This window comes from Streptomyces sp. NPDC006208 (assembly GCF_040613775.1).
Taxonomy (GTDB): Bacteria; Actinomycetota; Actinomycetes; order Streptomycetales; family Streptomycetaceae; genus Streptomyces.
Genome location: NZ_JBEXSW010000023.1, coordinates 1 through 17,889 on the forward strand (window position 1 = coordinate 1; position 17,889 = coordinate 17,889).

General features: G+C 71.1%; 14 protein-coding genes. 12 read left to right on the forward strand and 2 right to left on the reverse strand.

Translation table 11 applies throughout. The features are described 5' to 3' along the window. Both ABZ208_RS19940 and ABZ208_RS19945 read right to left on the reverse strand, forming a co-directional pair. On the reverse strand, window positions 1-163 hold a 163-nt coding region (locus ABZ208_RS19940), incomplete at its 3' end, for a toll/interleukin-1 receptor domain-containing protein (protein ID WP_356910886.1). 211 nt (window positions 164-374) lie between these two features. Next, entirely contained in the window at window positions 375-2,105 is a 1,731-nt protein-coding gene (locus ABZ208_RS19945) for a phospholipid carrier-dependent glycosyltransferase (protein ID WP_356910786.1), read from the reverse strand. Between the two features lie 62 nt (window positions 2,106-2,167). Here ABZ208_RS19945 and rsmI point away from each other — a divergent pair, with 62 nt between their 5' ends. The 12 genes from rsmI to ABZ208_RS20005 all read left to right on the forward strand — a co-directional run bounded on the left by rsmI (window position 2,168) and on the right by ABZ208_RS20005 (window position 17,855). Further along, window positions 2,168-3,046 carry a 16S rRNA (cytidine(1402)-2'-O)-methyltransferase gene (rsmI, locus tag ABZ208_RS19950; RefSeq protein ID WP_356910787.1) on the forward strand — a complete coding sequence of 293 codons (879 nt, stop codon included), beginning with the start codon at window positions 2,168-2,170 and terminating at the stop codon, window positions 3,044-3,046. Window positions 3,047-3,173: 127 nt separating this feature from the next. Next, window positions 3,174-3,581 carry a hypothetical protein gene (locus ABZ208_RS19955; RefSeq protein ID WP_356910788.1) on the forward strand — a complete coding sequence of 136 codons (408 nt, stop codon included), beginning with the start codon at window positions 3,174-3,176 and terminating at the stop codon, window positions 3,579-3,581. 33 nt (window positions 3,582-3,614) lie between these two features. Next, window positions 3,615-4,514 carry a TatD family hydrolase gene (locus tag ABZ208_RS19960; protein WP_356910789.1) on the forward strand — a complete coding sequence of 300 codons (900 nt, stop codon included), beginning with the start codon at window positions 3,615-3,617 and terminating at the stop codon, window positions 4,512-4,514. Between the two features lie 357 nt (window positions 4,515-4,871). Then, window positions 4,872-6,056, forward strand: a complete 1,185-nt coding sequence (locus ABZ208_RS19965; RefSeq protein WP_356910887.1) for a ubiquitin-like domain-containing protein — start codon at window positions 4,872-4,874, stop codon at window positions 6,054-6,056. Further along, window positions 6,053-6,943, forward strand: coding sequence for a 16S rRNA (adenine(1518)-N(6)/adenine(1519)-N(6))-dimethyltransferase RsmA (gene rsmA, locus ABZ208_RS19970; protein ID WP_356910790.1), 891 nt, complete (start codon window positions 6,053-6,055; stop codon window positions 6,941-6,943). The genes ABZ208_RS19965 and rsmA overlap by 4 nt, the downstream gene beginning before the upstream one ends. After that, window positions 6,940-7,839, forward strand: coding sequence for a 4-(cytidine 5'-diphospho)-2-C-methyl-D-erythritol kinase (locus ABZ208_RS19975; RefSeq protein WP_356910791.1), 900 nt, complete (start codon window positions 6,940-6,942; stop codon window positions 7,837-7,839). The genes rsmA and ABZ208_RS19975 overlap by 4 nt, the downstream gene beginning before the upstream one ends. Before the next feature lie 237 nt (window positions 7,840-8,076). Then, a complete protein-coding gene (locus ABZ208_RS19980; protein WP_356910792.1) occupies window positions 8,077-9,387 on the forward strand; it encodes an acyltransferase in 1,311 nt (436 codons plus the stop codon). Window positions 9,388-9,431: 44 nt separating this feature from the next. Then, window positions 9,432-11,234, forward strand: a complete 1,803-nt coding sequence (locus ABZ208_RS19985) for an ABC-F family ATP-binding cassette domain-containing protein (RefSeq protein ID WP_356910793.1) — start codon at window positions 9,432-9,434, stop codon at window positions 11,232-11,234. Window positions 11,235-11,491: 257 nt separating this feature from the next. Then, window positions 11,492-13,294 (forward strand): PQQ-binding-like beta-propeller repeat protein, encoded by a 1,803-nt coding sequence (locus ABZ208_RS19990; RefSeq protein ID WP_356910794.1) that lies wholly within the window; start codon window positions 11,492-11,494, stop codon window positions 13,292-13,294. A 58-nt stretch (window positions 13,295-13,352) separates the two neighbouring features. After that, window positions 13,353-15,134 (forward strand): PQQ-binding-like beta-propeller repeat protein, encoded by a 1,782-nt coding sequence (locus ABZ208_RS19995; RefSeq protein WP_356910795.1) that lies wholly within the window; start codon window positions 13,353-13,355, stop codon window positions 15,132-15,134. A 57-nt stretch (window positions 15,135-15,191) separates the two neighbouring features. Continuing rightward, on the forward strand, window positions 15,192-16,916 hold the full coding sequence (locus ABZ208_RS20000; RefSeq protein WP_356910796.1) for a PQQ-binding-like beta-propeller repeat protein: 1,725 nt from the start codon (window positions 15,192-15,194) through the stop codon (window positions 16,914-16,916). Between the two features lie 246 nt (window positions 16,917-17,162). Beyond that, the gene (locus ABZ208_RS20005; RefSeq protein ID WP_356910797.1) at window positions 17,163-17,855 is read left to right on the forward strand and encodes a LuxR C-terminal-related transcriptional regulator; all 693 of its coding nucleotides are present in this window, start codon (window positions 17,163-17,165) and stop codon (window positions 17,853-17,855) included. Window positions 17,856-17,889: the final 34 nt, after the last annotated feature.

Genomic DNA, 17,889 nt, shown 5'->3' on the forward strand with positions numbered 1-17,889 from the left:
AGCCGGCATCCACCAGCTGCCAGGCCACCCACTCCGCCCACGCCCGGTCCGCCCCCGCATGACTGACGAACACCCGACCGCCCTCGCCGACCAACGCACACCCCCGACGCAGCCCCAGCACCAGACCACCGACACTAGGCCGAACAACCCCACACCCGCCCACACATCACCCAACTCGACGGCTTCGCGAGCGGCGTGGCCGAGGCCGCCTCCAGCCCCTCGATGCCCACGTGCGTCCGTACACCCATCGCCGGCTCCGTGGACCTCGTGCTGATCAGGTCGACCCCGGCCCGGGCCGTCTCGGGGCCGTCCGAGGGTGGACAACGACCACGAGGGCACGGCCGAAGCCGTGCCCTCGTGATGTGTTCGCCCTGCTAGACCCAGGTGTCGAGCCACATCCGGTTGCGCCACTCGTCCAGCGGGATCGTCTGGCCGGTGTAGATCGGATAGAAGTAGATGAAGTTCCACACGATCAGCAGCACCAGCACGCCCGCGCCGATCGCGCCGATCGCCCGGCGGCGTTCGTCCGATCCCGGTGGGCCGAGGATCGCGCCGATCATCATCGCGACCGCCAGACACAGGAACGGCACGAACACGACCGCGTAGAACACGAAGATCGTGCGCTCCTGGTAGTGCAGCCATGGCACCCAGCCCGCCAGGAAGCCGCAGAGGATCGCGCCCGCGCGCCAGTCACGGCGGAACAGCCAGCGCCATAGGACGTAGCACAGGGCGAAGCACGCCGCCCACCACAGCAGGGGGGTGCCCAGTGCCAGCACCTCGCTGGCGCACTTGTCGACCGCGTCCGCCGGGCAGCCCCTCGTGCCCGGCTTCGGGTCCTCGTAGTAGTACGAGACCGGGCGGCCCAGCACCAGCCAGCTCCACGGGTTCGACTCGTAGGTGTGCCCGGAGGTCAGCTTGACGTGGAAGTCGAAGACCTGGGTCTCGTAGTGCCACAGGCTGCGCCACCAGTCCGGGAACAGCCAGCTCCAGCTGCTGTCCTGACCGGCTCCCTTGGTCGCCCAGTCCCGGTGGTACCCCTTGTCCGTGACGATCCAGCCCGTCCAGGTCGCGATGTACGTGGCGATCGCGACCGGCACCGTGGAGACGAACGCCGGCAGCAGATCCTTCTTCAGGACCGCCACATACGGGCGTACCGCGCCCGCTGTGCGGCGAGAGCCGACGTCCCAGAGCACGCTCATCACACAGAACGCGGCCATCACGTACAGGCCGTTCCACTTGGTGCCCGCGGCCAGGCCCAGCAGCACACCGGTCGCGAGCCGCCACGGTCGCCAGCCCAGCCGCAGGGTCTCCGCGACCGTCGCATCGGGCCGCAGCACGCCGTCCGCATCCACGGGCAGTGCCGCGGCGAGCCTGCGCCGCGACAGGTCCCGGTCCAGGAGCAGCGCCCCGAACGCCGCCAGCACGAAGAACATCAGCACCAGGTCGAGCAGTGCGGTGCGGCTCATCACGAAGTGCAGACCGTCCACCGCCATCAGCAGCCCGGCGAGGCAGCCGAGGAACGTGGAGCGGAACAGCCGCCGCCCGATCCGGCAGAGCATCAGCACCGACAGCGTGCCGAGCAGGGCGACCATGAAACGCCAGCCGAACGGCGTGAAGTCGAACATCTTCTCGCCGAGGCCGATGACCCACTTGCCGACCGGCGGATGCACCACATAGCCGGGATCGGTGGGGATCGCGATGTCCGCCCCGCCCGGTTCCAGGATCTTCTTGTCGATGTCCTTGGGCCAGCTGCCCTCGTACCCCTGGTTGATCAGCGCCCAGGCGTCCTTGGCGTAGTACGTCTCGTCGAATATCACCGCATGCGGCTTGCCGAGGTTCCAGAACCGCAGCACGCCCGCGAGCAGGGCGACCAGCACCGGGCCGACCCAGGAGAAGATCCGCAGCAGCGGGTCCGCATCCCCGGGACGGATGCCGAACACCGGCCACAGCCGGTCGGAGGGGCGCGTGTACGGCGGTACGAGGCGCTCACGCAGCCCGATCACGGGCCGGGGCGCATAGCCGAATCTGCGCAGCCGCTGCTCCCAGCCGGGCGGCTGCGGGGCGGCGTCCTTGCCCTGAAGGGTCTGAGGCGCGGTACTGGTCACCGCGCCATCGTAGGGAACACGGCTGTGCGAGTCGTGCGTCCGGTCCTGGGAGGATGGCCTTTGTGACAGGAACGCTGGTACTCGCAGGGACGCCCATCGGCGATGTGGCGGACGCGCCGCCCCGGCTCGCCGCCGAGCTGGAGGGCGCCGACATCGTCGCCGCCGAGGACACCCGCCGGCTGCGCCGGCTCACCCAGGCCCTCGGTGTGCACACGCGCGGGCGCGTCGTGTCGTACTTCGAGGGCAACGAGGCCGCCCGTACGCCCGAGCTGGTCGAGGCGCTGGCCGGCGGGGCCCGGGTGCTGCTCGTCACCGACGCGGGCATGCCGTCGGTGTCCGACCCCGGATACCGGCTGGTGGCCGCCGCGGTCGAGAAGGACATCAAGGTCACCGCGGTGCCCGGCCCGTCCGCCGTGCTGACCGCGCTCGCCCTGTCCGGTCTCCCGGTGGACCGCTTCTGCTTCGAGGGCTTCCTGCCGCGAAAGGCGGGGGAGCGGCTCGGCCGGCTGCGTGAGGTCGCCGGCGAGCGGCGCACGCTCGTCTACTTCGAGGCCCCTCACCGACTGGACGACACCCTCACCGCAATGGCCGAAGTGTTCGGTCCCGAGCGCCGCGCGGCCGTGTGCCGCGAGCTCACCAAGACATACGAGGAGGTCAGGCGCGGTGGCCTTGGCGAACTCGCCGCCTGGGCCGCCGAGGGTGTGCGGGGCGAGATCACCGTCGTCGTCGAGGGTGCGCCGGCCGCGGGTCCCGCCGAACTCGACGCCGCTGAGCTGGTGCGCAGGGTGCAGGTGCGGGAGGAGGCGGGGGAGCGGCGCAAGGAGGCCATCGCGGCCGTCGCCGCCGAGGCGGGACTGCCCAAACGTGAGGTGTTCGATGCGGTCGTTGCGGCAAAGAACGCGGCTCGACCGGCCTCCACGGACGGCAAAGGACTATCGTAAAAGGCAAAGCCCAGACCGCCTCCCGGCCTTTTCTGCATGGGAACGCCCAAGACCGCCCCATTAATCGACATCCCCTGATGCGCTCCCGCCGGAACAGGCGTCCACTGGTCGGTGGAAAGGAGCTGGCATGAGTGAGGTCGCAGGCACCGCCAAGGTCCACGAGGCGTATGCCTTTGCTTGTATGCGATGCGGGCACGGTTGGGAACAGTCCTACGAGATCGAGCACCACGTCGACGGCGCAGGCCAGGAGTTCATCGTCTACAAGGCGGGTGGCGAGCGAGTGCCGTCCCCGCTGTCCAGCCCGACCTGTCTCAACTGCGGCGGGCATGTCGTACGGATCATGCGGGCCGGTCAGGTCTCCTCGGTACTCGATCAGATGGCGAACGCGGGCCGGGCCAAGCATCCCGTCCCCGTGGCCGGACCGGCCGAGGGCACAAGTGCGGCCGAGTCGGTCGAAGGCAGGGCTGCGCCGCGGGCGGAGGGCCACCACTGGCACCTCTCCGATCTTCTGCACCCCTTCCACCACCGCAAGTGAGAAGCAGGGCGCGGGCCTCGTAGGATCGCGCCCATGAGTTCGAAGTCCGCCCCGCCGCCGCTGCCCGAACCCCTCGGCGTAGAGGTCGCCGATTCGCACACCCACCTGGACATGCAGGAGGGCACCGTCGAGGAGGCGCTGGCCAGGGCCGCCGCGGTCGGCGTGACCACGGTCGTCCAGGTGGGCTGCGACCTCAAGGGATCCCGCTGGGCGGCCGAGACCGCCGCCCGGCACCCGGGCGTGCACGCCGCGGTCGCGCTGCACCCGAACGAAGCGCCGCGCATCGTGCTCGGTGACCCTGGGGCCACCTCCCAGCCCCCTGGGGCCGGGGGAGGGCGGTCGCGCCAGGGCGCACGGCAGGCCGGCGGCGATGCCGCGCTCGACGACGCGCTCGCCGAGATCGACCGGCTGGCCGCCCTCGACGAGGTCAAGGCGGTCGGCGAGACGGGCCTGGACCGATTCCGTACGGGGCCCGACGGCATGGCCGCGCAGGAACGGTCGTTCCGGGCGCACATCGAGATCGCCAAGCGGCACGACAAGGCGCTCGTCATCCACGACCGTGAGGCGCACGCGGATGTGCTGCGCATCCTCGCCGAGGAAGGCGCGCCGGAGCGCACCGTTTTCCACTGCTATTCCGGCGACGCGGAAATGGCCGAAGTGTGTGCCGCCGCGGGTTACTTCATGTCCTTCGCCGGCAACGTGACCTTCAAGAACGCCCAGCCGCTGCGCGACGCCCTCGCCGTCGCGCCCGCCGAACTCGTACTCGTCGAGACGGACGCGCCCTTTCTCACCCCGGCGCCGTACCGCGGACGGCCCAACGCGCCGTATCTGATCCCGGTCACGCTGCGCGCGATGGCGGCCGTGAAGGGGCTGGACGAGGACACGCTGGCCGCGGCGATCGCCGCGAACTCGGCGCGCGCCTTCGGGTACTGACCCGGACTCGACCCCACGTTCGCAACGCTGGGTGTCCGCGTCGCTTTGGAGAGTGACGATCGCTCCGCTACTGTCCCGGTGCCAATGGCTGACCGGACCCTACGGAGCGTCGTGAGCAATGCACAGGGCAGTCACCGTGCCGCACGCGGCGGGCGCCGCGCCGCAGGCAGGGCCGAGCCGCCGCCGCCTCCGCCACCCGGGCCGCGCGCGTCGTCGGCGCCGTACGACAGTGCTTACGCGCCCACGGCCGTCGATGCCCGCCGGGCCGTTGCCCACGCGCCCACCGCCGTCGATGCCCGCCTCGCCGTTGCCCACGCGCCCACCGCGCCGTACCTCGATCTGAGGGACCAGCCGTCCCTGCCACGCCAGAGCGCCCCTGTCGCCGACCCGCCCGCCGGAGGCCGGGCCCAGGCCCGCAGGGCCGCCAGGCGCCGCCGCACCGGCGAGCGCCCCGACGCGCTGCGCCGACTCGTCCCGCAGGCGCTCGTCGTCGCCTTTCTCGCCGGCGGCACCACCGCGTTCGTCGCCGCCGACAAGGCCGTACGGCTCACCGTCGACGGCGTGCCGCGCACCCTGCACACCTTCGCCGACGACGTACAGGAACTCCTCGACGAGGAAGGCGTGGACGTCGGCGCGCACGACCTCGTCGCCCCGGCCCCCGGCGAGGACCTCGCCAGCGGCGACGAGGTCGTCGTCCGCCACGGCAGGCCCCTGGTGCTCACCCTGGACGGGCACCGCCGCCAGGTGTGGACCACCGCCCCGGACGTCGACGGCGCCCTGCGCCAGCTCGGCGTGCGCGCGGAAGGCGCGTATCTGTCGGCCTCCCGCTCCGTGACGATTTCCCGCACCGGCCTCGCCCTGCACGTCCGCACCGAGCGCACCGTCACCTTCCTCGCCGACGGACGCGAGCGCACGCTGCGCACCAACGCGGCCACGGTGCGCGAGGCGCTCCGCGAGGCGGGCATCGAACTGCGCGGCCAGGACACCACGTCCGTACCACCCGCCGGCTTCCCGCACGACGGCCAGACCATCACGGTCACGCGGATCAGCAGCTCCCGGCAGGTGCGCGAGGAACCCATCGCCTATGCCGTGCGGCGGACCGAGGACGCCACGCTGTTCGCCGGCACCGAGGTCGTCGTACGGCAGGGCAAGGCCGGAGCACGCCGGGTCACGTACGCCCTGCGGACCGTCGACGGCGTACCGCAGCAGCCGAGGAAGATCGACGACGAGGTGGTGCGCGAGCCCGTCACCGAGGTGGTCAGGGTCGGCACCCGGTCGCTGCCGTCGTCGGTCGAGGGCGCCGACGGCCTGAACTGGAGCGCCCTCGCACAGTGCGAGTCGGGCGGCCGGCCCGATGCGGTCGACCCGTCCGGGAGCCACGGCGGGCTGTACCAGTTCGACATCGGTACCTGGCGCAGCCTCGGCGGAACCGGGCGGCCGCAGGACGCACCCGCCGAGGAACAGACGTACCGGGCCAAGAAGCTCTATGTGCAGCGGGGGGCGAGTCCGTGGCCGCACTGCGGCCGTAGGCTGTATCGGTGAGCACCACTGATCCCGACGCACTCCTCGGCCCCGCCGACATCCGCGAACTGGCCGCCTCGCTGGGCGTACGCCCCACCAAGCAGCGCGGCCAGAACTTCGTCATCGACGCCAACACGGTCCGCCGGATCGTGCGCACGGCCGAGGTCAAGCCCGACGACGTCGTGGTCGAGGTCGGTCCCGGACTCGGCTCGCTGACCCTGGCGCTGCTCGAGGCGGCCGACCGGGTCGTCGCCGTCGAGATCGACGACGTGCTGGCGGCAGCGCTGCCGACGACCATCGCGACGCGCATGCCGGAACGGGCCCCGCACTTCTCTCTCGTCCACACGGACGCGATGCACGTCCAGGAGCTGCCCGGCCCGCCGCCGACCGCGCTGGTCGCGAACCTGCCCTACAACGTCGCGGTGCCGGTGCTGCTCCACATGCTGGACCGCTTCCCGACGATCGAGCGCACTCTGGTCATGGTCCAGTCGGAGGTCGCCGACCGGCTCGCGGCGCAGCCCGGGAACAAGGTGTACGGAGTCCCCTCGGTGAAGGCCAACTGGTACACCGATGTGAAGCGGGCGGGCGCGATCGGCCGCAACGTCTTCTGGCCGGCCCCCAACGTCGACTCGGGCCTGGTCTCGCTGGTGCGCCGCCCCGAACCGGTGCCGACGACCGCCTCCAAGGCAGAGGTCTTCGCGGTCGTCGACGCGGCGTTCGCACAGCGCCGCAAGACCCTGCGTGCGGCACTGGCCGGGTGGGCGGGATCACCGGCCGCGGCGGAGACGGCACTGGTCGCGGCGGGAATCTCGCCGCAGGCGCGCGGGGAGTCGCTGACGGTGGAGGAGTTCGCGCGGATCGCGGAGGCGAAGAACGCGGAGGCGAAGAACGCGGAGGCCGAGAAGTGAGCGTGACCGTACGAGTGCCGGCGAAGGTCAATGTGCAGCTGGCGGTCGGCGGGGCACGCCCCGACGGCTTTCACGACCTCGCCAACGTGTTCCTCGCCGTCGGGCTGTACGACGAGGTGACGGTGCGCCCGGCGCCGTCACTGACGATCACCTGCGCGGGGCCGGACGCGGACCAGGTACCGCTGGACCGTACGAACCTGGCCGCGCGGGCAGCGGAACTGCTCGCAGCCCGGCACGGCATCTCGCCCGACGTGCACATCCACATCGACAAGGACATCCCGGTCGCCGGTGGCATGGCCGGCGGCAGCGCGGACGGCGCCGGTGCGCTGCTCGCCTGCGACGCGCTGTGGGGCCTCGGCTCGTCCCGGGACGAACTTCTCGCCATCTGCGCCCAGTTGGGCAGCGATGTGCCGTTCAGCCTGGTGGGCGGTGCGGCCCTGGGCACCGGCCGCGGCGAGCAGCTGACCGAGCTCACCGTCGGCGGGGCGTTCCACTGGGTCTTCGCGGTGGCGGACGGCGGCCTGTCGACCCCCGCGGTGTACGCCGAGTTCGACCGCCTCAACGAGGGCGCCGCGGTCCCGCCCCCGGTGGCTTCGCCCGCACTCCTTGACGCCCTCGCCACGGGCGACGCGGCCTCCCTGGCCGCCTCGCTGTCGAACGACCTCCAGCCCGCCGCCCTGTCCCTGCGCCCGTCGCTGGCGGCCACGCTCTCGACGGGCACCTCCGCCGGGGCCCTGGCAGCCCTGGTCTCGGGCTCGGGCCCGACAACGGCGTTCCTGACCAAGGACGAGGACTCGGCCGAGTCGGTGGCCGCGGCGCTGATGGCTTCCGGTACGTGCCGCACGGCGCGGGTGGCGCGGGCGGCGGCTGCGGGCGCGAGCGTTGTGACGGCCTGATTTCCCCCACCCGGCCCCTTCCGGAACCGGGGGCGGCTTCTCCCCCTACGCCCTGGCGGGCGTGGGGGCCGGACCCCGGTGCCTCGAACGCCGGCTGGGCCGATTTTCAGTCCGTCCGGGGATCCTCCCGGACGCAGGCATGCTCCGCGCAGCGGGACCCGCACGCACGCGTACTCAGAGCGCAATTGAGTACCAGCACCCTCCCTGCGGCCGGGCTCTCCGCGGGACCGTACCCCCATGGGATCAAGCGTTCGTGAGCTCGCCGCCGCCACCCCGGGTAAGCGGGACCGGTACATCGACCTGTTGCGGGTCGCCTCGCTCGGGACCGTGGTGTTCGGGCACTGGCTGATGGCCGCAGTCACCGGGGACGGGGTCGGCAACCTGCTCGCCGTCGTGCCCGAGCTGCAGGTGCTCACCTGGGGGCTCCAGATCATGCCCGTCTTCTTCTTCGTCGGCGGTTTCTCGCACGCCCTCTCCTGCCGGTCCCTGCTCCGCAAGCAGCCCGCCGGATCCGTGTACGCCGCCTTCCTGCGGGCCCGGCTGCAGCGGCTGCTGCGGCCCACCATGGTGTTCATCCTCGTCTGGGGGAGCGCCGCACTCGTCGTGCAACTGCTCGGCGGTGACGCGGGGTTGACGGGCGTCGCGCTGCGGCTCGTCGCGCAGCCGCTGTGGTTCATCGGGATCTATCTCGCCATGGTCGCCTTCACGCCGCCGCTGCTGAAACTGCACGAGCGCCACGGATGGGGAGCCTTCGGCGCGCTCGTCGCGGGGGCCGTACTCGTGGACGGGCTGAGGTTCGTACTCGACGTTCCGTTCGTCGAGTTCCTCAACTTCGCCTTTGTCTGGCTCGCGGTTCACCAGCTCGGCTTCCTGCGCGCCGACGGCCGGATACGGGTCCCCGGCGCCCTGGCCGCCGCCGGTCTCGCCGGCGCAGCCGTGCTCGTCGCCCTCGGGCCGTACCCGCTGTCCATGGTCGGGATGCCCGGCGAGAAGGTCTCGAACATGGCCCCGCCCACGCTCGCCCTGCTCTGCCACGGGCTGTGGCTGGTCGGCGCGGTGGAGCTGCTGAAGGGACCGGGAACGCGGCTGGTCCAGCGCGGACGCGTCTGGCGGGGCGTGGTCGCCGCCAACGGCGTCGCCATGACCGCGTTCCTGTGGCACCTGACCGCCATGCTCGGCGTGTACGGCGCGATGCTCGCGCTCGGCATCGCGCTCCCCGAGCCCGCCACCGCAGCCTGGTGGGGGCAGGTCCCCTTCCGGATCGCCGTGGCGATCGCGCTGACCCTCGTCCTCGTCGCCGCCTTCCGCACCTTCGAGCGGCCCGCCCCGGCGGCCCCGGGCTCCGGCTCCGGCGGGCCGGTCGCCGCGCTGGGGATCACGCTCTGCCTTCTCGGCGTCCTCGGGCTGTCGATGGTCGGCTTCGGCGGGATGCTGGAGGGGAAGAGCGCGATGCTCGTCGCCGTGCGCGTCACCGCACCCGCCGCCGTCGCCATGGCGCTGGCCGGCTGGCTCCTGGTGGAACGGGCGGGGCGGGCACCTCGCGCCTGACAAGTAGGCTGGAGGATCGATCGATCCCCTCATCTGGAGCGTTGATGGCCGTCAATCTGGTCAATGTCGAGGCAGTCAGCAAGGTGTACGGCACCCGTGCCCTGCTCGACGGAGTCTCCCTCGGCGTCTCCGAGGGGGACCGCATCGGCATCGTCGGCCGCAACGGCGACGGGAAGACCACTCTCATCCGGATGCTCGCCAAGCTGGAGGAGCCCGACACGGGCCGGGTCACCCAGAGTGGCGGGCTGCGGCTCGGTGTACTCACCCAGCACGACTCCCTCGACCCCGAGGCCACCATCCGGCACGAGGTGATCGGCGACCTCGCCGATCACGAGTGGGCCGGCAACGCCAAGATCCGTGATGTGCTGACCGGCCTGTTCGACGGGCTCGACCTGTCCGGGTTCCCGCAGGGACTCGACACCGTCATCGGTCCGCTCTCCGGCGGAGAGCGCCGTCGTATCGCGCTCGCCAAGCTGCTCATCGCCGAGCAGGACCTGATCGTCCTGGACGAGCCCACCAACCACCTCGACGTGGAGGGCATCGCCTGGCTGGCGAGGCATCTGCAGAACCGGCGCTCGGCGCTGGTCTGTGTCACCCACGACCGCTGGTTCCTCGACCAGGTCTGCACGCGCATGTGGGACGTGCAGCGCGGTTCGGTGTTCGAGTACGAGGGCGGGTACTCCGACTACGTGTTCGCCCGGGCCGAGCGGGAGCGGATCGCCGCGACCGAGGAGGCCAAGCGGCAGAACCTGATGCGCAAGGAGCTGGCCTGGCTGCGGCGCGGCGCCCCCGCCCGTACCTCCAAGCCGCGTTACCGCATCGAGGCCGCCAACGAGCTGATCGCCGATGTGCCGCCGCCGCGCGACACCAGCGAGCTGATGAAGTTCGCCGGCGCCCGGCTCGGCAAGACCGTCTTCGACCTGGAGAACGTCACCGTCCAGGCCGGCCCCAAGGTGCTGCTGAAGCATCTGACCTGGCAGCTCGGCCCCGGCGACCGTATCGGTCTGGTCGGCGTCAACGGCGCGGGCAAGACGTCGCTGCTGCGCACACTGGCGGACGCGGCGCGTACCGAGGGCGAGGCGCAGCCCGTGGCCGGCAAGGTCGCCGTCGGAAAGACCGTCAGGCTGGCGTATCTGTCGCAGGACGTCACCGAACTGCCGTCCACGCTGCGCGTGCTGGAAGCCGTCCAGCAGATCCGCGACCGCGTCGACCTCGGCAAGGGCCGCGAGATGACCGCGGGCCAGCTGTGCGAGCAGTTCGGTTTCGGCAAGGAGAAGCAGTGGACGCCCGTCGGTGACCTGTCCGGTGGCGAGCGGCGCCGGCTGCAACTGCTGCGGCTGCTGATGGGTGAGCCGAACGTGCTGTTCCTCGACGAGCCCACCAACGACCTCGACATCGAGACCCTGACCCAGCTGGAGGACCTGCTCGACGGCTGGCCCGGCTCGATGGTCGTCATCTCCCACGACCGGTTCTTCATCGAGCGGACGACGGACCGTACGTTCGCGCTGCTCGGTGACGGGGCCCTGCGGATGCTGCCGCGCGGCATCGACGAGTATCTGGAGCGCCGGGCGCGGATCGTCGAGGCGTCGGCCCCGACCCCGCCGCCCGCGTCCGCCGCCGCCAAGGAGAAGTCGTCCGGGGACGTCCGGGCGGCTAAGAAGGAACTGCAGCGCATCGAGCGGCAGCTGGACAAAGTCTCCGAGAGGGAGAGCAAGCTGCACGCTCAAATCGCCGATAACGCCACGGATTTCGAGAAGGTGGCGAAATTGGACGCAGAGCTTCGCGACCTTGCGAGGGAACGCGAGGAGTTGGAGATGCGCTGGCTCGAACTCGCCGAGGACGCATGACCGGCACCCGCCGGAACTGACCCGTAAAGAAGGCGTGCAGAGCGCGTAACGACAGCATCACGGGCCGGTCCTCCCTTGGGAACAGGGAAGGACCGAGCCCGCTGTGCGTTGGTGGCGAGTGATACAAAGAAGGCCCGCGCGACTGTCGTAGACACAACAGAATCCATGTCCGATTCACTCCTTTCCGGGGCAACGAGCCATCCGGAACAGCGTGGGAGGCAGGCCGGGCAGCAGAGCGCACACAGGGGGAATCGCTGATGAGTCAGCCGCCAAGCCAACAGCCGCCGCAGGGGGGCTTCGGGGCACCTCAGGACCCGCAGGGGACCCCTCAGCCGCCTGCCCAGCCCCCGCAGATGCCGCCGGCCCCGCAAGGGCCGCCGCCCGGCGCGCCGTCGGCGGCACCTGGTTACGGCTACCCGCAGCAGCCGCCCGCGCAGCCGGGGTACGGCTACCCCCAGCAGCCCCCCGCACAGCCCGGTTACGGCTACCCGCAGCAGCCTCCCGGCCCGTACGGCCAGCAGCCGGGGCCGTACAACCAGTCCGGGCCGTACGGCGGTTATCCGACACAGCCCCACTACCCCGGCACGCCCACCCCGCCGGCCGGCGGTGGCGGAGGCTTCTTCAAGGGGAAGACCGGTGTCATCGTCGCCGCGTCAGCGGTCGCGCTGCTGCTGATCGGCGGCGGTTCCTACCTGGTGCTGAGCGGTGACGAGAAGGACGACAAGCCGGCCGTCAGCAAGTCCAGCGACGATCCCGGGCCGACCGGCTCGGAGAGTGTCGACCAGGGCGACGGCAACGGCACCGGCCGCGGCGGCGACGACGAGGACCTGAACGCCGGCCGCAAGGACGGCGAGGCCAAGGCCCTGTTCCTGACGAAGAACGACGTCGACCTGCCGGCCAGAGGCGCCGACGTGTTCGGCCCCTGGGTGGTCGGCGACACCGTTGCCAAGGCGATGTACCGCGAGGTCGTGGGCTATTCGGTCACCGACGGCTCGAAGAAGTGGACCGTCAAGCTCCCCACCGACGTGTGCTCCGCGCCCGCGCAGATCTCGGCCGACGGCAAGGTCGTCGTGGGCGTCAAGGACGGTCTCACCGAGAAGTCCAAGTGCCTCGAGCTGCAGATGATCGACCTCAAGACCGGCAAGGCCGGGTGGAAGAAGCCGATTCCCAAGTCCTCGGGCGTCTTCGACTCACTCTCCGACTTCACGCTGGCGATCAGCGGGAACACCGTCGGCATCGCCGGCACCAACAACTCGTACGGCTTCTCGCTGACCGACGGCAAGCAGCTCTTCGGCAAGCCGGGCGGTGAGTGCAAGCCCTTCGCCTTCGCCGGCGGCCCGAAGCTGCTGGCCGCCGCGAGCTGCCCCACCAAGGACTACGACAAGCCCAACCACCAGCTCCAGGAGATCGATCCGGCCACCGGCAGGGCCAAGTGGACATACCGGACCCCTGCCGGCTGGTCGATCGACAAGGTCTACTCCGCGAGCCCGCTGGTCGTCTCCCTGACCCAGCGTGAGCCGAAGAAGTGGTCGGTCATCGCGCTCACCGACAACGGCAAGCCGCGCTCGCAGATCAAGGCGGACGCCAAGGACAAGTTCGCTCCGCGCTGCGGCGGTTCGTTCGTGATCTTCGGCCAGAACCTGGAGGGCTGCACCGGCGTCGCCGCGGACGCGTCCACGTTCTACATGGCGACGGAGACCGGTTACGGAACCGCCAACGAGGTCATCGCCTTCAGTCTCGACACCGGTAAGGCCAAGTGGCGGGCGCCCGCCGGCGGAGAGCGCCGGATGACGCCGCTGCGCATGGAGAACGGCAGCGTTCTCGTCTACCTGGACGCCACGTACGACAAGGGCGGCGCGGTCGCCACGATCGCGCCGGGCGGCGGTGCGCCGAAGGTGCTGCTGCAGCACCCGGCCTCGACGGCGGACATCGAGAACTCCTTCTACTCCCCGAAGACCGTGTACGCCGACGGCCGGTTCTTCATCGCCAGCGGGCGGGTGAGCGCGACCAACGACACGGAGGAGAAGGAGACGAAGACGATGATCGCCTTCGGCCCGTGACCGCGCCCTTCCGCAGTCCCCGAATCCGTCTGTCTTCGTCTCCAGAGGTAAGCACTTCATGACCCAGCCCCCGCCGCCGAGCCTGCCGCCGGTCCCGCCGATACCCCCGGGTCCGCCTCAGACGCCGCCGCCCGCGGCGCCTCCCGCGGCCCCGGGTCACGGGTATCCGCAGCAACCCGCCGCCCAGCCGGGCCAGGGACACGGGCAGGCCCCCGGCCCTGCGGGCCCCTACGGTCAGCAGCCGGGGCAGCCGGGACCGTACGGTGCTCCCGGCCCGTACGGCCAGCAGCCCGGCCCGTACGGTCAGCAGCCCGGCCCGTACGGCGGTCATCCGGCGCAGCAGCCTTACGCCGGGACGCCCAACCCGCCGGCCGGTGGCGGCAGCGGCCGGAACTTCTTCAAGGGGAAGACCGGTGTCATCGTCGCCGCGGCCGCGGCCGCGCTGCTGCTCGTCGCCGGGGGCACGTATCTCGTGCTGAGCGGTGACGAGAAGGACGGCAAGCCGAGCGCGAGCAAGCCCAAGGACGATCCGAAGGCCGGCGGGTCGGAGTCCGTGGACAAGGGCGACGGCTCCGGAACCGGCGGCGGCGAGGACGACGACCTGAACGCCGGCCGCAAGGACGGCGAGGCCAGGGTCCTCTTCCACCTGCAGAACGAGACCGACCTGCCGCGCAGCGGCGCGCAGTTCTTCGGTCCCTGGACGGTCGGCGACACCGTCGTCACGGCGGTGCACCGCGAGGTCACCGGCTACTCGGTGGCCGACGGCAGCAAGAAGTGGAGCGTGAAGCTCGCCACGACCGCCTGCATGGCGGCGCCGCACGTGTCGTCCGACGGAAAGATCGTCCTCGGTGTGTACGACGGCACGAACGACGACGACGCCGACTGCCGCGACATCCAGGTGATCGATGCGAAGAACGGCAAGACGTCCTGGAAGAAGCCCATCCCCAAGCGCAACGGGTTCGCCGGGCTGACGGACTACACCTTCTCCATGAGCGGGAGCACGGTCACCGTCGCGGGTCTGAACAACTCCTACGGTTTCCGGGCGAGCGACGGCAAGCAGCTCTTCGGCCCGCCGACCGGTGACTGCGTGCCGTACTCGTACGCCGGCGGCGCCAAGCTGATCGCCGCCGCGAGCTGCCGTGTTCCTTACGGCGAGCCGGCCAAGCAGGAGATCCACGGGGTCGATCCGGCCACCGGCAAGGCCAAGTGGAAGTACGCGCTCAAGCGCGGCTGGGAGGTCAACCGGGTCTACTCGGTCGACCCGCTCGTGGTCTCGATCCACGAGCGAGACAAATCCGACAAGGTTGTCGGTTGGAGCATCATCGCTCTCACGGACGACGGCAAGCTGCGCTCGCAGATGCAGGGCGGCAAGGACAAGTTCCGTGCGGAATGCCCGACCGACTTCGCCGTCCTCGGCCAGGGCACCGAGGGGTGCACCGGAGTGGCCGCCGACGCGTCCACCTTCTACATGTCCACGGAGCCGACCCAGCTCACCGGCGGCACCAACGCCGTCGTCGCCTTCGACCTGAACACCGGTAAGCCCAAGTGGCGTTCGCCGGCAGGCGCCGAGCGCACGATGATGCCGGTGGGCATGGAGAACGGGAACGTCGTGGTGTACATGGCCGCGTCGTGGGACAAGCCGGGGGCGGTGGCGACGATCGCTCCGGGCGGCGGCGCACCGAAGGTCACGCTGAAGAACCCGGAGTCGACACAGGACATCGAGAGCGGACTCCCCGGTTTGTGGCCGACGTACGCGGACGGCCGGCTCTACATCACCAGCAGCCGCGTCAGCGGACGTGACGACGAGGTGCCGACGGTCATGCTTGCCTTCGGCAAATGAGCGAGCTTGTGAGCAGTCCCGGATCCCCAACTCCCCTTCCCCCGAGGTAAGCACGACATGACGCAGCCACCGCCGCCGCCCAACCAGCCGCCGGGCCCGCCGCCGAACCAGCCCCCGGCCGGGGGTTACGGCGCGCCGCCGCCCCAGCCGCCGCAGAACCCGGCGTACGGCCATCCCCAGGCACCGCAGCCGGGTCAGGGGCCCGGCTACGGCTATCCGCAGACCCCGCCGCCGGCGCCCGCGCAGAACCCGGCGTACGGGTACCCGACGCAGCCCATGCAGCCGCAGCCCGTGCAGCCGCAGCCCGTGCCGCCCCCGTCCGGCGGCAACGGCGGCGGGCTGTTCAACAGGACGCAGTGGCAGATCATCGCCGCCGCGGCCGTCGCCATCGTGCTGATCATCGGCGGCGGCGTGGGGTATTCGGTCGTCAAGGGCGACGACACGAAGAACGAGGCCAAGAACAGCACGGGCGGCACCTCCGGGGGCGCCAAGGACGGACCGGCCGCCGCCGACGGCCCCGGCAAGGAGAAGGCCCCGGCGAAGGTCGCCTCCAAGGTCGCCTTCCAGCTGCCGGAGCCCGACCGCGACGACCTGATGGCCGTCTACGGCTCCTGGGTCACCGACAAGGCCTACGTCAAGCCCGGGGCCAACTCGGTCGTCGGTTACGACGTCGCCAAGGGCACCCCGCTGTGGACCACCGATCTGCCCGGCCAGGTCTGTGGCGGCTCCCGCCATGTCACCGAGGACAACAAGACCGCGATCCTCTTCGAGGCCACCAAGCGCAAGGCGCCCAAGTTCTACGAGAAGTGCACCGAGGTCGGCGTCATCGACCTGAACACCGGCAAGCTGCTGTGGAGCACGTCCGTCAAGGGCGACGGCGACCAGAAGGCGGAGTTCACCGAGGTCACGCTGAGCGGCAACACCGTCGCGGCCGGCGGCGGCCTGCGCGGCGGCGGGGCGTTCAACCTGAAGACCGGTGCGGTGCTCTGGAAGCCCAAGGTGGACGCCCAGCAGTGCCGGGACCTCGGTTACGGCGGCGGGAAGGCGCTGGTCGCGGTCCGCACCTGCGGTGAGTACGGCGACCAGACGACGACGATCCAGCCGCTGAACCCCGACAACGGCACCCCGCTGTCCTCGTTCAAGATGCCGGCCGGTGTCGAAGACGCCCGGATCGTCTCCAGCGATCCGCTGGTCGTCGCCGCCGACGTCGGTGACACGGGAACGTTCGGCATCTCGGACTTCTTCTCGGTCGACGCCAAGACCGGAACGCAGCTGGCCAAGATCTCGGCGCCGGGCGACACGTACGAGGCACGGTGTGCGGCCTCCGACGGTGTCGAGGGCTGCCAGTTCGTGGTGGTCGGCAACGGTCGTCTCTACCTGCCGACGGCGCAGCGCTTCGACGAACGGACCAACGAGATCGTCTCCTTCGACCTTGCGACCGGCAAGGCCACCAGCGGCCGTGCCGACGCGGGCAAGGGATACACGTCGCTCCCGCTGCGCATGGACGGCGGCAACATCATTGCCTACAAGACGGGCCCCTACAACAAGGGTGGCCAGGTCGTGAGCATCAACGGCGCCACGTTCAAGCAGACGGTCCTCATGGAGAACCCGGGCGAGAGGGCGATCCGGGACGTGGAGTCGGGGTTCACGACGAGCGGCTCCGAGTTCCGCTACGCGGCCGGCCGGCTGTTCATCTCCGAGCGGCTTCTCGGCAAGCCCCGTGACGACGACCCGTCGTTCGGCAAGAAGTACCTGGCCGTCGCCTTCAGCACGGCCGACTAGCCCGAAGCAGGGCATGGACGGACCGGGCCGGTGGCCCGGTGGCCCGGTGCCTCGGGGTTCACCCGGGGTACCGGGCCGCTGTCGTCCGCGGCCCGGTACCCGGTGCGTCGGTCGCAAGTGGCCCCGTTTGGTGAAGAATTCGGCATTCTGGGGGGCTTCTGCCGAGTTAGGGGCGCGCCACGTCGAACAAGCGTGTAGCTTTCCGGGGGCTGGGGGGCCGGCTCCAGCCGGGATGGGGGTTGCTCGATGGGCGTGCGGCTCATGGTGGTCGACGAACACAGACTGCTCGCCGAGGCGCTCGCCTCGGCGCTGAAGCTGCGCGGGCACCGGGTGCTCGCCGCGGCCGCGCCTGCCGCCGGGGCGGCGGATCTGGTGGTGGCCCGGGCGCCCGAGGTGTGCCTGCTGGGCACGACAGCACCCGCCGAGCCGGGCGCCTTCGACCCGATCGTGCGGATCAAGCGCGAGCGCCCGCAGGTGGCCGTCGTCGTCCTCGGACCGGTGCCGAGTCCCCGCGGGATAGCCGCGGCCTTCGCGGCGGGAGCATCCGGCTATGTGCGTCACGACGAGCGCATCGAAGGCGTGGAGCGTGCGCTCGTCAAGGCGCGGGCCGGTGAGACGGTGGTGGCGCCGCAGCTGCTCCAGGGTGCATTCGCGGAGCTGCTCAACCCGGCCGCGCAGCCGGACGACGAGGGCCAGCGGCTGCTTCAGCTGCTCACCTCGCGCGAGGTCGAGGTGCTGGTCCGGGTCGCCGAGGGTGAGGACACCCGGCTGATCGCGGCAGGCATGGGGATCGCGCCGAGCACCGCGCGTACGCATGTGCAGCGGGTGCTGATGAAGCTGGGCGTCGGCTCACGGCTGGAGGCGGCCGCGCTGGCGGCGCGTACGGGCCTGCTGGACCGGGCCGCGATCATCCCGTCCCCGGGCCCGGCGGCCGACTGAGGCCGCGCCCCGCCGTCTCCCTGACGTACGACCC

What these genes read in the sequence shown, in the direction of transcription:
- ABZ208_RS19955 (WP_356910788.1), top strand. Translation starts at nt 3,174, where the DNA reads ATGAGTGAGGTCGCAGGCACCGCCAAGGTCCACGAGGCGTATGCCTTT.
- ABZ208_RS19960 (WP_356910789.1), top strand. Translation starts at nt 3,615, where the DNA reads ATGAGTTCGAAGTCCGCCCCGCCGCCGCTGCCCGAACCCCTCGGCGTA.
- ABZ208_RS19980 (WP_356910792.1), top strand. Translation starts at nt 8,077, where the DNA reads ATGGGATCAAGCGTTCGTGAGCTCGCCGCCGCCACCCCGGGTAAGCGG.
- ABZ208_RS19985 (WP_356910793.1), top strand. Translation starts at nt 9,432, where the DNA reads ATGGCCGTCAATCTGGTCAATGTCGAGGCAGTCAGCAAGGTGTACGGC.
- ABZ208_RS19990 (WP_356910794.1), top strand. Translation starts at nt 11,492, where the DNA reads ATGAGTCAGCCGCCAAGCCAACAGCCGCCGCAGGGGGGCTTCGGGGCA.
- ABZ208_RS19995 (WP_356910795.1), top strand. Translation starts at nt 13,353, where the DNA reads ATGACCCAGCCCCCGCCGCCGAGCCTGCCGCCGGTCCCGCCGATACCC.
- ABZ208_RS20000 (WP_356910796.1), top strand. Translation starts at nt 15,192, where the DNA reads ATGACGCAGCCACCGCCGCCGCCCAACCAGCCGCCGGGCCCGCCGCCG.
- ABZ208_RS20005 (WP_356910797.1), top strand. Translation starts at nt 17,163, where the DNA reads ATGGGCGTGCGGCTCATGGTGGTCGACGAACACAGACTGCTCGCCGAG.